The sequence below is a fragment of the Lactobacillus sp. UMNPBX4 genome (assembly GCF_002554115.1).
In the GTDB taxonomy this organism is placed as follows: Bacteria; Bacillota; Bacilli; order Lactobacillales; family Lactobacillaceae; genus Lactobacillus; species Lactobacillus gallinarum.
The window spans coordinates 1-14,390 of record NZ_PCZF01000041.1 but is presented as its reverse complement, the minus strand read 5'-3'; the positions used below and the strand labels follow the sequence as shown (position 1 = coordinate 14,390).

The window sequence follows — 14,390 nt, the reverse complement described above, 5'->3', positions numbered from 1 at the left end:
CAATTGACTTATTGAGATATTCTCATCTTTCCATTTACGATAAATTTCTATTTTTTGTTCTTTATTAAATTTAGACATAGTAAAAGACCTAAAAGTGTCTCACTTTTAGGTCTCACTTCATCAAGAGTTGATCAACCTTTTTTATCTAAACAACAAATACCAAATTGCATTAAAAGCCATACCGCCTAATGCCCACAGAACACAGGTCTTCGCACGGAATTTATTGCGCTTAGCAATTGCGAAATAAATAGCCATGATAAAACCAATGAATGGAAACAAAAATGCCCAAAAAGCATCCCAATTTCCACCTTGATTTTGCGGTCTAGATTCTGGATAACGGCGATTGCGATATTTATCAAAGTAATAAACAATAAACCCAGCTCCGATTAGAGCTACTAAAATGATTAAACCTTCACGCATGATATTCTCTCCTATTTGTTCTGACCGTTACATCCAAAATAAAGGAAATTCCGATTTTTTGCAAATATTAGACAATGAGGAATCAAAGAAAAAAGCATTTATCGCGACAATCGATAAATGCTTTTTTAATTTATTTTACTTTAAAGTAGCGACGAGCAGTAATTTGATTATAGCCTTTTTGAAATTCTACTTTGACCTTACTGCGGTTTTCTAAGGTGAATATAATTACGCCATTTTTAATAGTCTTATGTGGTTTCAAATTATGTTCCATCTTACCTAAGCCCTTAATCAATGAGGATGAATTAGTCGCACCAGTAGTTAATTCCTGCCATTTTCCATGAACTTTTTGATAAGCGTTAACGCCAGAATAGTTCATCAACATGTCACTCTTAACTGCCTTTTTACCATGGTTAGTAACATCTACCCACAGCATGAAAATCTTCTTTCCTTTAAGAGAAGATTTTCTTACTTGCTTCTTCTTAATATAAAAAGTGAGTGATCCACTTTTGACAGTCTTGGAAGCAGCTTGCACAGTCTACGGTTGATCAACAACTGGAGCAACAGTCCCTACTGAAGCAGTTAACGCTAATGCCATTGCACCGACTTTGATAAATTTTTCATAATAAACCTCCGTTATATTTTGAAAATCCTATTCAAAATTTATCATATCAAAGGCTGGCATTATAAGGCAAGTGTGTTTTTAGGGAGTTGCACTTATCTTCTGACATTGTTATTTATTGTTTTTAATAATTTTCATCACTTTTGGTGCAATTAAACTTTGTTCTAAAACTAAATCAACTGGCTTATAGTCAGGATCAATACATTCATCCCAATATTCAAGGTGCTTTTTGTCGATATAACTCTCTGACTCTTCGACCGCACTACCATTTTCACCCTGTACTGAATACCAATAAAAGTATGTATAACCATCTTCATTTTCATCTTTAAAAACAGTTTCGACATACATCTTTTCACCGGACATCGTGGCTACGGTATCTTCATGATGGCTATTCAAAAAATCCATCCATTCTTGAGCTTCCGCTTCTTTACCTTTTTTGATACGAAAACGTGTTAATTCGACTTGTGTCATTTTATTATCCTTCTATCTTTTTACCATTGATATATTTTCGCTTGGCATTAATTGCCATCTTCTTAACAACATCTTCACCTAAGTCACTACCCAGCATTTCAGAAATTCCTAAGAAAAAAATCGCTACATCAGTAAAGCAAAAAGTTGATTTTTCTTATTTTCTAGAACTACTTTTTGTAATTTCTACGTATCAATTTTCTGAAATTATCAACCTATCTTAAAGCCCATCCCTCAATGTCTCAAGCATTTTCTCACCAATCTGTTTAAACGGAAGATCCTCAATTTTTTCAGTATAATTAAAAATTCCGATCGCAGTTGTAAATATCAAATATTGTTTTGTTAAATCTGATAACTCATAATCTGAATTTTTATTCGAATATCCTCTTAAAAAAGCAGCAATCAAATCCAAATTCAATTTAAAGTCTTGATAAAACAACTTTATAAAATCTTGGTAAACAGGACCAAGTCTAGCCTTTTCAAAATCAATCAATACCAGCTTATCATTTACGTATTTATAATTTCTGATTCCAACATCCCCATGTAAAACAAATTTAGATTTAGTTAAAAGTTCATCTTGTATTTCTTTTTTATGATGCTCGAATTTTTTAGCTTCTGTTAATAATTGTCGCTTATAAGTGGAAGCATTAAAAGTATTAATTTCTGTTAAATAACCATCAAACTGATCTTTTACAATTTTAATTTTAGAAAATGGTTTTATTCTAGTATGAAAATCGCCTAAAACTTGCCCCATTTTAAAAGCTATGTCTGAAGTAATATTTTCATCTATGTCCTTAGGGCTAGTATCTTTTAGCACCAAGATATATTTTTGATCTAATGAAAGGGCAGCTAAAACACGATCATTTAGTTGCTCTGTTACCTTTTTCTCAGTGTACCAACCTTGTTTTTTGGCAAATTGCTTTACAAAGACTTTCTGTTGAAATAAATTACTATAACCAATAAATGTTCTATTGAGAGACTTATGAGAAATTGGTTTTAATTCGCCTTGCAAGTAGTTATTCAACTTTTTCTCAATTGTCATCTTATCCTTCTATCTTTTTAATTAAATATATTGCGTCGATCTTTCCTGAAAACTCTCGTCAAAATCAATCACGGTAATTTGATAATCTGTAATTTTATTGGGATCTTCTTCATATCCGTAACCGACATTAAATTGTGCAGCCATTTGACCAAGTAAATTCAAAATATCTATAAAATCTTCAAATTTGTACATATAAATCGTGTAACCATTTTGACACTCTTCAATTTTGCCATGATAGTTTGAATTAAGAGATATTGAAAGCTTATACCATTTCAAAAATCTCTTTTTCTTCTCAGCATTCATTATTTATCACTTAAATCCTACTTATAATCTCCGACCCGATATTCAAACCTGCACCATATGAACTTCTGCCCCAACCGCGACGATCATAATTATCCATATCTGCCAAAGTGTCCCCAGTAAATAAAATCTGCGCAAATTCAATACTTCTAAATTGTGCACATGCTGCTAATGCTGCACATTCCATCTCGACTGTGGCTGCTCCTAATTCTTTAAAATACGTAACTTTCTTTGAGGTTTCTCTAAAAAAGCCATCTGTAGTCCAAGTGACTATTTCATCATAGTTATATCCTAAATCTTTTATTTTAGTCTCAATTTCTGATAGAAAATTTGATTGCAAATCTACAAACTGGCCCGGTTCTTTATAATGAAAAGACATCCCCTCATCACGAATCGCTTTAACAGGAATAAACATTGCATTTTCAGGCAACCTCTTCAATGCTCCAGCATTACCAAACGCCAAAACTTTTCTAACACCATAGGCAATTAACCAATCTAGTAGCTTAACAGCAGCAGGTGCTCCCAATGGAGCTTGACATAAGGTGAATTTTTGATTATTAATTTCCACCTCATAAACTTGAGGTCTAAAAGAAATAGTTTTAAATTTACCTAGAACTTTATGAGGATGTTGTTCCAAAAAAGAATTAACCTCATCCTCTGGAACAAAAGCATATAGAAGTCTCGAGTGGAATTTATAAGGTAATTTCTCAAAAGTTGGCTCAAGCACTGCATGTTGGTCATTATCAAAATCTAAAATAAAAGGTTTCTCACTCATCTCTATCCCTCCAAATTATAACTACCATTTTAACTACGCGGAATAACTCTTCTCCGTTTTTTATGACTAATCACACTCAACTTGAAAACCAGGATCTTTATATGCCTTAAAACAAGCCTCAATTTCATCAAGCGAATTTCTATCTGTACTCAAATTTTCTGGTAATTGATCATAAGCAAAATACTTACGAGTAGTTGTCTCAATATTTTTCTTGAATTCACCACCGAGTGGTTTACAAAGAAAGAAAACGTGAACGACATTGTATGGGTAAATGGCCTCACTATGCTTATTTTGATCATAGATTCCGATAACTCTTTCAACTTCAATATCGAGTCCAGACTCTTCTTTGGCTTCCTTAATACAGTTTTCTTTAACAGACATATTAACTTCACACCAACCACCTGGAAGAGACCAGCTACCATCATTTTCTTGAACTAGAAGAATTTTATTATCCTTAAAAATGGCGGCTCGTGTCCCAAGCTTGGGAGTTTGATAACCAATTTCATTACAAAACAGATCTTTAACTTTCTGTATTGGCAAGTCAGATTTATACGCCATTATCTCCGCAGAAATATCGCGAATTTCTTGATAGCGTTCTAAATCAAAGTTATCTTTTCCGTAAGTTAGCCCAGCCTGTGCCAAGCTTTGCAATCTTTTCGCCCACTCAATTAATAAATCTTTATCTTCCATAGTTACACCCTACTTAAAATCTGTGAACAAATCTTCAATCCAGCACTGTGAGAATCGCTACCCCAATCACGTTCATCATAATTTTCAATATCTGCAAGCGTATCCGCAGTAAACAAAATTTGCGCAAAATCGACATTTCTAAATTGGGCACAGGCCGCCATTCCGGCGCACTCCATTTCAACTGTCGCAGCACCTAGTTCTCGAAATTGCTTAACTCTATCAGGAGTTTCTCTAAAGAAACCATCAGTCGTCCAAGTAGTTATTTCATCGCAGTCTAATTTCATGTCTGTAATTATTTTTTCGATCTCATTAAGGTAATCAGACTTCATATCAATGAATTGTCCTGGCTCTTGGTAGTAAAAAGAAGTCCCTTCTCCTCTAATAGCCCTGACTGGTAAAAACATCTCATTCTCTGGTAAATCGATTAATGCCCCCGCATTGCCAAAAGCTAATACTTGTTTTACTCCATACGCAATTAGCCAATCTAATAATTGAGTTGCAGCCGGAGCTCCCAGTGGTGCCTGACATAGTGTTAATTTTTCATTATTTATTTCAATTTCATAGATATCTGGTTGAAAAGAAACAGAATCAAAGCTACCTAAAATTTTATGCGGCACTTGTTTTAAGAAGCTATCGATATCTTCCTTTGGTACAAATGCATACACTAATTTTTCATGAAATTTAAAAGGTAATTTATCGTGATTAGGATCAAGAACTGCATGCTCGTTACTGTCAAATCCTAAAATAAAAGGTTTCTCATTCATCTTTATTCCTCCAAATCATAACCACCATTCTGGGGTTAACTCACCTAATGTCATTACTTTATTGCTCTTATAGTCCATCATCACTTCAGCATTTTGATAATCTTTTTCCATCATCTGAACCATGAATTCGCGGCAGGCACCACATGGCGCACCATTTTTACCATCAGACATAAGCGCCAATACACGTGAGATTTTAGTTTCACCATTAGTAATCATATTAAAAAGCGCATTTCTTTCAGCGCATACGCCTAAAGTACAGGCTGTGTCAACACACACTCCGGTATAAATCTTTCCCGATTCTGACAATACTGCAGCGGCCACACCACCGGCTTCCATATGATCGGATATTTCATGGAAGCCCTGTACTTTTTTGGCTGCTTGAAACATCTTCTGCCAAGTAGAGTCAGGAGCTAATCTATTTTTAACGTCTTTCATTCTCTTCTCCTTTAGTAAAAAATGCTTTAACCATTACATAAATTGCAATCCAAATAACTAAACTTAGTAGCCAGAACCAGGAATTATTGGTTATCGTCAACGAGACTCCATTATTTACCATCAAGTTCATTTTTATACCAAAAATTAGCTCAATAGTATGTAATCGCACGTGCGTCCACAATGAAAAAACAAAGTACAGCATAATGCAAGTGCACCAAATTCCTACTGCTTTAAAAATATTTTTTACAATTGTATTCATCTTAATTATTCCAATTCCATCGTGTCCTCAGAAAAAACGATTGGAAATTCATCAGACCATTTCTCAGTCCTTGTTTCGGTTACCTTAAAGCCAAATTTCTGATACAAATTCTTGGCGCGTTCATTATCAGCAAACACGGCTAATCTTACTGGTCGCGGCAGCTTCGCCAGAGCGGTCTTCATCAATGCGGAACCAATGCCTTTTCCCTGCATCCCTGGCAAAACATACAAGAAATCTAAACGGCGTCGTCCAAGACCGACAAATCCAACTACTTGCTCATCTTTTTCAGCAACGTAAATATCACAGGACAAAAAATACTTGAGATATGGTGCATCTTTTAACGAAATAAAAACTTGTTCCATCCCTTCTGCTTCAAGTTCCTGCATTCGTCCTTCATCCATGACTTTAGCAAGTTCATCAAAGTCTTCTGCTTTATATTTTCTAATCATGACTTCTGTCAAAACCAAATGCACCTCTTTCATTAATTTATTATAAGAAATAGATTGTTTTTTTAATTTTATCATATATAATTTTAAGCAATATACTAAATTGTTGAAATGAGGAAATCGAAATGAGAAAAACAACTAAGTTTATTCAGCTACTTCTGATAGTTTTAACTTTACTAGTTGGTTCATTTTGTGCTGCGACAGCGTGGATGGCCTTCAATAATGGTGATCAAAAAGTTATGTTTGTCGCACTAATTTTTGCTCTAATTTGCTTTATCGGCACTATTGCTTATTTAAAAGCATTGCTAAAACCATCAAAAGATGAGCCAGAATCTGCTGAAGATCATCAAGTAAAAGTTGTCGCAGCATATCAAACTTTTTCAATCTTAGATTATGTGACTATTGGAGCAAGTATTATTTCAATGATTATATCTACCTACTTGAAAAACACTAACTCTGCCAATTCACAAATCGCATTAACTATCTCTTTAACGCTTTTTGCAGTTTGGGTGCTAGGCAGTATAATCAACATCATTTGTTTACTTAGAACTTCGGAGAAATAAAGAAAAGCCGCCAACAGCGGCTTTTTTTACACTTAAATCTCGATGATCTGATTAAATTCCTCCTGATTTTCCTTATGAAGCTGGTGACTAACAAAAATTACTGTTACGTCTTTCAATCTTAAAAAGCTGTCTTCTACTTTAAGGGCACTAGCCTTATCCAAATTGCTTGTACTTTCATCTAGAAGAAATACTTGGCGATTTCTTAACAAACCTCTAGCTAGAGCTAATCTTTGCTTTTGCCCACCGGATAAATTCGTTCCATTTTCACTTACTTTAGTTTCGAGTCCATTAGGTAATTTTTGTACAAAACTCCATAAATCTGCTTTCTTTAGAGCTTCCTTGAGTTGATCAATAGTAAAGATTTCACCTAAGCATAAATTGTAGCGAATAGTATCATTGAATAAATAAGGAGTTTGATTGACATAGAGTAGATATTTACGAATAGCAGAATAACTCAGGTCTCTCTCTTCAACCTGATTTAACTTCAAACTGCCAGAATAATTAGGAATTTGTCCTGAGATAATCTTCATAAAAGTACTTTTTCCACTACCTGACTCTCCATAGATACCAATTTTCTGTCCAGCAGTGATGGTAAAAGTCAATGGTTGTCTAAAAACCTTCTTTTGATCAAATTGCATTTGTAAATCTGTTACTTCTAAAGAAGAAAAATATTCATCCAGTAATTCTTTTCCTTGCTTTTTAATTTCATGCTGATCATCTAAATGATATTTAGCAAAAACAGGATTTAGGGATGTCATCTCAGTCCAAATAGGAGCTATTACTGCTAATGAGTTAAAAACGTTATAAGAAAGATTACCTGAAGAAGCTATAACTCCAATTGAGATGACGTGGGTAAATGCTAAAAACCCTGTCCAAGCCTGAATTCCTAATTGTCCGAAAATGTTTGATAAACCTGCAATGTTATTGGCAATCGCTTGATATCTCGCTTGTTTAACCTTTTTCTTAATCACAACCTCGACAGCAGATAAAATTCGGCTTTCTAACTGCCTCTCAACACCAAAGATAGAAAATGTAGTGAAGCCACGTAAGGCATCTGTAATTCTATTAAGCAGATGTTCATTTGCTTTAGTTGTCAAAAGACTGGCTCTTGCTAGTTTTTGATGAATAAATTGCGGCAAAACTACGGTCAACAATGATGCTATTAAAACCAACGGAATAAAGGTCCACGAAAATTTAACTAGAGCTATTAAAGAAAATAATGGATCAGTAATAATTTGAATTGCTTGCAACAGATTAGAGAATCCATTTGCTTCAATTGTATTCATATCATTTGTCAGCCAGGAAGCATACACACCGGTATCAGCCTTGCTATACTCTTGTATTGTTTTTCTTGATAGCCTTTTAATAATATCTCTTCTTAAGTCTCGACTAAGATACTGAACTGCCTTCACTCTTTGGATCTCCAGCACAATCAGAAAAACTGAAAGAATGGTAAAAACACCTACATCACAAGCAACCCACTGGAAAAATGATTGCATTCTTAAGGCAATTAACTCATTAAAAATCTGTACATTAATCAGAGCATGAACAACTCGCAAAGCTGAAGCAATGATAGTCAAGATCACTACTTGTACGACAATTTTAGGTTCTCTTTTCAAATATCTAACTAAGTATTTCATCTTTTTCACCTCTGTGAATATTATTGATTCCAGAAATGAAAAAGACTTTCAATTGTAGTAATCGAAAGTCTATTGTCGTATACGCATATTTAAAGCTGAGGCAAATTCTTAACGAAATCTTCCCAACCGGCATTTTTTAAGACAGCAAAGATTTGTCTACTAGTCTGTGAATCATGACTGAAAATGGCTTCATAATAATTAGCCAAGATTTTTATTAGCAATACTTGCTTACTTGCGGGAATTTTCTTTAAATAAAGTAGAGGTCTACTAATTAATTCTTTCTGATCGAATTCATAACAAATATCTAAGTAATTGACACAAATAGCTCCAATTATTTCCTGCAGATTAACCGCTAATTTATCGGGTTCAGGATATTTTCCTAGAATGCTATTAATCAAGAAAGACAACTCATCTAGATCATAAACACGCATGGTTTCGCGAAAAATCTGTAAAGCCTTGGCATCCCATTCATTATATTGAAAAACAAAATTCTTTAAGTTCTTTATTAAGTCCTTCGGAATCTTATCAGCCTTGACTAAATAAACTTCAAGAGTCAAATGTAATTGTAATAAATAATATTCTTTCTGCCTTGAATCAGGTAGAAAAAGAATTTTCTTTTTTAAGCTTATTAATCGATTCTTATCTTCATGTTGGTAAGCTTGATTAATTTCTTGCAAATAATCTTCTTGCATAAGATTATTCGATTTCAAATGTCCAAAAAATTCTGTGTAATTTATATCGTTAGCATTTAGAATTGCCAACAGCTCATCTGCTCCAATATCATGGACTCCTCTTTCTACTTTAGAATAAAAGGACGGTGAAACAATACCTGCTGCCATCTCGGTTTGAGTTAATCCTAAGGTTTTTCTCGTATCTTTTAACGCTTGTCCAATAGTCATTCAATTCACCTCTACTTATGCTTATATACATAATATTACTTAATAAAATTTTAATAATCAATCAATTTTATGGTATGTTACACTCAATACATATATCTAATTGGAGTTGTTGTGAATGTTAGAAAAGAAAACTTACCTATTATCTCGTGCCACCATGCTTTTATCCAATTCTCTCTTTGGCATGATCATCATCTGGTGGCTGCAAACTCAAACGGGCAAATCATCCTTAGTCGGTTTGACTAACGCGATTTTCTCAATTACCGCTGCCTTATCAATCTTCTACGGTCCAATTATTGATAAGCATTCCTTCAAGAGAACCAGTCAAACATCTCTACTAGTTCAAACTATTTTGCTATTTCTTTTAACGGCAGTAATGTTCTGGCTGAGTCATGACATAGTACTAACGATTTTAATTTCAGCTGTTCTTTCCATGTGCGATGAATTCTTCAGTCCGGCCGATCATCAATCCTTAAAGAAAGCGTCCCTTCTAAAAAAGATTTAAACAGCTTAATTTCAAAGTTGAGTATGATTGATCAAGTTGTGAATATCGCTGGTACTGCCCTTTCAGGTGTTTTATTGAGTCTTTTAATCGCTGGCCAATCGATGCTGGTTTGTAGCTGTTTAAGTCTGATTAGTGTCTTCTTCCTGTACGTTGCTTTAAGAAAAATTCCATCGACGAAGCCTCAAGCAAAAGATACCGATAATGAAACTAACAATTATCGCGCAAAAGTGTTCAGCGGCTTAAAGTATATTCGCCAAAATAGATTTCTTAAATACTACTTTTGGTCATCTATCTGCTATTCTTTTGTTTCACCGGCAGTAATTATTCTCTTACCCAAACTTGCTGAAAAGTTGGGCTCTGCTGGATTATAATCTTTGCTTTGTTGGTGACTTTATTTTAGGAGCGCTCATCTCGGGCAAACTAACTCCTAAAGCTAAGACGATCTCCTACACCTGGATGCTTAGTACCATTCCTTTATTAATGATAATCTTCTTCCTGTCTAATTGGCTTGCATTAAGTGTGCTCATCGCCTTGTTTGGTTTTCTAACTAGTTTTCAAAATATTCTGTCAGAATCAATGATTCAGATTACTACGGAAGATGCATATTTAGGACGTGTGCTAACCACGATTCGCACTAGTACTTCAATTGGTGGTCCAATCAGCTCCGTAGTTGCTGGGATCATGCTCGATCATTCAGGCGATCAGATTTTAATTATTCTTTGCGCAGTATTCATCTTCATTGGTGGAATCAACATGCTATTTGCAAAAGAAGCGGCAAACTAAGCCGCTCTTTTCTTTTACACCAAATTGCCTTATAATGAGACCATATTTAATGAAAGAGAAAGAATATGAAGAAGTCTATTATTTTAACTAGCATTTTTGCAGCATTACTTTTGACGGGATGCAATAAACAGACGGCAAAATCAAATTCAAGTTCACAATCATCAAGTAGTTCAAAAATTGTACGTCATGAGACTAAATCATCTAGTGAAGCTCCTCGCATTAATATTCATAAAAAATATAAGGGCTTTAAACTTGCGACTGTACCTAGCCAGTACCGTGGTACCTGGTATCGCGGCGATCCTTATTCTAAAAAGGCTAGAAAACTCGTGATTACTGAGCATACGGTTAACGGCAATGTCACTTATCAGAAAATCGATCCAAATTTAAAATTGAATCGTCACTCTGAAAAACAAAATAAAAAATACTCTGGCAATATTGTTCTAATTGATACTCAAGGTAATTCGTTAAAAGTGCGCGGCTTCTTGGATCTGGTGAACTTGGATTATCAGCCTGGTCAATTTAAGAATCATGATTGTCTCTTCTTAAGCTACGGGACCGATCCTAGTGTCGTCAACGGTGCGATTTTCAAAGATAAAAGTGTTGCGCTTAAGTATAGAAAGTATGATTTCACTAAGGTAAAGAAATAGTAAATGTAAAAAAGCATTCATCAGACTTGCTAATGAATGCTTGAAATCAGCTATTATTCTTTCTATGTTTGCGGCTTTGCACAATGATGATAATATCCCAAATGACTAATACTAAGGTGTAAATCATCATGAATATCTTTACACCTACTGCTTGGCTATGCCAAAACAAATCTAGTGCTAACCAGATCAAAGTTATTACAGCCCAAATTATTCTATATAATTCAGGTTTCTCTCTCATCTTAACTCACGCTCCCTGCTATGTACTTCTTTATTTTCTACCTTTAATTTACCCCCATGTAAGCATTTACAAATGATACGTACTTTTTCTTTTGAGTTAATAAAATAAAGGTTAGAAAGAACTCCATCTACATCATGTAGACGGAGTTCTTATTTTTATATCTTATTTCTTCAAGGCAGCAGCTTGTGCTTCTTCTGGAGTGTTAGATGGAGTGATTTTAACACTATTTTCAACAAATTTAACATCGCTGGCTTTGACATAATTGTCAGCTTTGAGTGGCATATAATCTTTTGTGTATTGACCGTTATTTGATAAACGTATTACATTTTGCCAATAACGGACTGGTGCTAAATGATAAAATTCTTCTGCTTTATTTTCACTTGGTACCCAAATATATAATAACTTATCTACTTTCCACTCTTCAGAATTCTTTGCAAGCTTTATATTTTGAGGAGTTCCATTTGTATTATATAGATCTGTGGCCTTGGTAAATCTAATGAGTGAATACCTATTTGCTAAAGTATAGTTATGAACTGGCATCTTTTTGGCAGCATTGACAAATAAATTAAGAATCCAGTAATCAGTACCTTTAATGTGGTAAATTGCTTGTTCCCAATCATCATCGCCGTCCTCACCAGTACCTGCTCGAATGCCTTGTTCTAAGTAGTCTACCGTAAACTTTTCACCATTCTTTGCATATTTGCCGGAAGGTTGAACTTTGTCTTTACCAGGTACTTCAACGAGAAGAGGGATACCGTTCCGTAATACGGTTACTGTTGTTTCATCCTTACTCATTGGTGGAACACTATTTGAAGACGTATTGTTAGTATTAGTGGTTGGCTTGGTGTTAGTAGTAACCGTTGTTGGTCCTTGAACAGTATTTACTTTAATAACAGGTCCCAAATTGTATGACTTAATATATTGTTTTCTTGGTCCAGCGATGCGGAAGTAACGCTTACCATTCTTGAACTTGTAAGAACCACCATAAGTAGTGACTGTTTCGCCCTTATAGAGCTTCCAACGATTCATGTAAGAGGTTCTGCCATTTGAAGACTTATAGATATAGGCATTATGAGTGATTTTCCGAGTTACACCGTCAATATTAGTAGCTTTTAAATATTGATCTTTGCCGCTTACCTTGTAGTAAAGTGTACCGTCTATTTTAACAGGATTGCTTTCTACTGTTACATATTGATAGGAGTAGTATTTCTTACCAGTACTATTACCATTCTTGTCGTAAGCGATAGCAGTATGCATTACCGCCCTGTTTGTTGCAGCTTGTACTGTATGAGCACTAGTTGTGGCACTCATAAGAGGTGCGATTCCCATTAAGGCAGCTGTAGAAATTAATGCGAGTTTATTTAGTTTCATAAAAATTCACTCCAATTCTTAAAATTATTGGATTGTTACGTATGTTTTTTACACCTTCATTTTACCCCCCCGAAATGAAAATCAAGTGGGAAAGAATAAATTACAAATATCTAAACTGTACTTCTTCTGTTGTATTAGAAACAGTTATTGTACTGTATTGATTTCTGCTTTGACTTTGTTTTTTATCCCCATCTTGATGGCAACGAACAAGATAATAACTTCAATTGCAATCAAAGTAAATAATGCGTATTTTACACTAACAAAACCAGATATTGAAGTCATATTTGTAGTAAAAATTGGTGCTACAGCCATCAAGATAGTATTCAATAAACCAACAGATGAAGCTAAAATCTTATGTTCAATTGTGTTAACTAACCATTGTTGCATCTTAATTGAGGCAATACTTGCAGTTGCTGCTAACAAGAAGTAAACAGCTAAAACGGCATAGATATTAGCCAATATAGTCGCAACGGTCGTAGCAAAACTCAAAATAATAGCAAGAATAGTGATGGTAAATACTAAAGCTTTTTTGAATAATTGTGGCCCAAACATACTGCCTAAAATAGCGCCAACACTTACCACTACACCCATTACAGCAATAGTAAAGCTGTAGCTAGTGATGATCATTGTAGATTTATTTCCTGCAATCATAATTGGAATTAATGATCCAAGAGCAGTTAAAATACCATTAAGCAAAGCAATCACGAAGATAACAGTTAACAAACCTTGTGCCTTCTTCATTTGTTTGTATGATGACTTCATGGTGGCGAAAAACTTCTGATCATTAACTTCTTGTGCTTCAAGTGGCTTTTGATCTTTTCTATGCTTTAAACCAACACTTAAAAATAGAAGTCCAGCTACCATGAAAGTAATAGCATTAATGAAAGCCAAGTTAGCAAAGGACAAGAAAAGCAACAACCCTGAACCGACAAATTGTGCAATAGTATTGATTACTTCACTCACGCCGTTGGTAAAACCTTCAGCTTCACCAAATTCTTCTTTTCCGATAATGTCGATAATTAATGGAACGATCAATCCAGTAGAGTAAGCACCAAACGTATCAGATAAAAAATTAATAATGACAACTATAATAACTAAATTCCATTGAGAAACATTGCTGACAAAGAGCAAGCCTACTATACCGTAAAGAACAAATCGAACTACGGCCATTAAGAAGATGCTTTTGAACTTATTTCTAGTTTTATCAGCTAAGAAACCTCCAAAAATATCAAATAGTCTTGGAATAGATTCTGAAATAGCGATCAATGATAAAGCCAATGAATAGTTGTGCAATTTACTTGCGTAAGTCATGAATGCTAAGTAAAAGAATACATCCCCAGCAGTAGATAAAAAACTGGCAACTGAAAATCTTCTGTAATCCTTATTTTTCAAAAATACATTCATAATGTTTAACCCCTTTTTCTTTGTCTCATTTGTTGTTGCAATTATAATAAAGTGAAAAAGAGATTAATTTCGAAAATTGCAATTTCAAATTGAACACTTTTGAAAATTAAATTCTGTATATTGAA

19 protein-coding genes are annotated in these 14,390 nt (G+C 34.4%); 5 read left to right on the top strand and 14 right to left on the bottom strand.

Features of this window, described 5'->3' with window-relative positions; all coding sequences use genetic code 11:
* Positions 1-141: 141 nt before the first annotated feature.
* From CP355_RS07835 to CP355_RS07780, 10 genes are all read right to left on the bottom strand, one after another.
* Entirely contained in the window at positions 142-420 is a 279-nt protein-coding gene (locus tag CP355_RS07835) for a hypothetical protein (RefSeq protein WP_087176888.1), read from the bottom strand.
* Between the two features lie 130 nt (positions 421-550).
* Positions 551-952, bottom strand: coding sequence for a DUF5067 domain-containing protein (locus tag CP355_RS07830; RefSeq protein WP_233187014.1), 402 nt, complete (start codon positions 950-952; stop codon positions 551-553).
* Positions 953-1,150: 198 nt separating this feature from the next.
* The gene (locus tag CP355_RS07825) at positions 1,151-1,510 is read right to left on the bottom strand and encodes a DUF6176 family protein (RefSeq protein WP_060472080.1); all 360 of its coding nucleotides are present in this window, start codon (positions 1,508-1,510) and stop codon (positions 1,151-1,153) included.
* 217 nt (positions 1,511-1,727) lie between these two features.
* Positions 1,728-2,549: a phosphotransferase gene (locus tag CP355_RS07815; protein ID WP_013641896.1), complete on the bottom strand. Its 822-nt coding sequence runs from the start codon at positions 2,547-2,549 to the stop codon at positions 1,728-1,730.
* Positions 2,550-2,570: 21 nt separating this feature from the next.
* Entirely contained in the window at positions 2,571-2,852 is a 282-nt protein-coding gene (locus tag CP355_RS07810; protein ID WP_087176694.1) for a hypothetical protein, read from the bottom strand.
* A 10-nt stretch (positions 2,853-2,862) separates the two neighbouring features.
* Positions 2,863-3,624 carry a nucleoside phosphorylase gene (locus CP355_RS07805; RefSeq protein ID WP_087236163.1) on the bottom strand — a complete coding sequence of 254 codons (762 nt, stop codon included), beginning with the start codon at positions 3,622-3,624 and terminating at the stop codon, positions 2,863-2,865.
* Between the two features lie 66 nt (positions 3,625-3,690).
* Positions 3,691-4,314, bottom strand: a complete 624-nt coding sequence (locus CP355_RS07800) for an NUDIX hydrolase (RefSeq protein ID WP_013641893.1) — start codon at positions 4,312-4,314, stop codon at positions 3,691-3,693.
* 2 nt (positions 4,315-4,316) lie between these two features.
* On the bottom strand, positions 4,317-5,078 hold the full coding sequence (locus CP355_RS07795; protein WP_098044277.1) for a nucleoside phosphorylase: 762 nt from the start codon (positions 5,076-5,078) through the stop codon (positions 4,317-4,319).
* A gap of 15 nt (positions 5,079-5,093) precedes the next feature.
* Positions 5,094-5,513, bottom strand: coding sequence for a cytidine deaminase (locus CP355_RS07790; RefSeq protein ID WP_098044276.1), 420 nt, complete (start codon positions 5,511-5,513; stop codon positions 5,094-5,096).
* A gap of 264 nt (positions 5,514-5,777) precedes the next feature.
* Complete coding sequence (locus CP355_RS07780) at positions 5,778-6,254, bottom strand: GNAT family N-acetyltransferase (RefSeq protein WP_087236155.1); 477 nt, start codon at positions 6,252-6,254, stop codon at positions 5,778-5,780.
* Positions 6,255-6,343: 89 nt separating this feature from the next.
* Here CP355_RS07780 and CP355_RS07775 point away from each other — a divergent pair, with 89 nt between their 5' ends.
* Positions 6,344-6,781: a hypothetical protein gene (locus CP355_RS07775; RefSeq protein ID WP_098044275.1), complete on the top strand. Its 438-nt coding sequence runs from the start codon at positions 6,344-6,346 to the stop codon at positions 6,779-6,781.
* 32 nt (positions 6,782-6,813) lie between these two features.
* Here the strand turns inward: CP355_RS07775 and CP355_RS07770 are convergent, their stop codons facing one another.
* Entirely contained in the window at positions 6,814-8,421 is a 1,608-nt protein-coding gene (locus CP355_RS07770) for an ABC transporter ATP-binding protein (protein WP_087236151.1), read from the bottom strand.
* Between the two features lie 89 nt (positions 8,422-8,510).
* Entirely contained in the window at positions 8,511-9,320 is an 810-nt protein-coding gene (locus CP355_RS07765; RefSeq protein ID WP_098044274.1) for a helix-turn-helix domain-containing protein, read from the bottom strand.
* 115 nt (positions 9,321-9,435) lie between these two features.
* Between CP355_RS07765 and CP355_RS10590 the strand changes: the two genes are divergently transcribed.
* From CP355_RS10590 to CP355_RS07755, 4 genes are all read left to right on the top strand, one after another.
* Complete coding sequence (locus CP355_RS10590; RefSeq protein WP_233187013.1) at positions 9,436-9,822, top strand: hypothetical protein; 387 nt, start codon at positions 9,436-9,438, stop codon at positions 9,820-9,822.
* 23 nt (positions 9,823-9,845) lie between these two features.
* Entirely contained in the window at positions 9,846-10,193 is a 348-nt protein-coding gene (locus CP355_RS10585) for a hypothetical protein (protein ID WP_233187012.1), read from the top strand.
* Positions 10,162-10,605, top strand: a complete 444-nt coding sequence (locus tag CP355_RS10580; RefSeq protein WP_233187011.1) for an MFS transporter — start codon at positions 10,162-10,164, stop codon at positions 10,603-10,605. The genes CP355_RS10585 and CP355_RS10580 overlap by 32 nt, the downstream gene beginning before the upstream one ends.
* A 65-nt stretch (positions 10,606-10,670) precedes the next feature.
* A complete protein-coding gene (locus tag CP355_RS07755) occupies positions 10,671-11,252 on the top strand; it encodes a hypothetical protein (RefSeq protein WP_098044273.1) in 582 nt (193 codons plus the stop codon).
* A 400-nt stretch (positions 11,253-11,652) separates the two neighbouring features.
* Here CP355_RS07755 and CP355_RS07745 read toward each other — a convergent pair whose 3' ends face one another.
* Positions 11,653-12,861 (bottom strand): SLAP domain-containing protein, encoded by a 1,209-nt coding sequence (locus CP355_RS07745; protein ID WP_089146041.1) that lies wholly within the window; start codon positions 12,859-12,861, stop codon positions 11,653-11,655.
* 144 nt (positions 12,862-13,005) lie between these two features.
* A complete protein-coding gene (locus CP355_RS07740) occupies positions 13,006-14,265 on the bottom strand; it encodes an MFS transporter (protein WP_098044271.1) in 1,260 nt (419 codons plus the stop codon).
* Positions 14,266-14,390 lie beyond the last annotated feature (125 nt).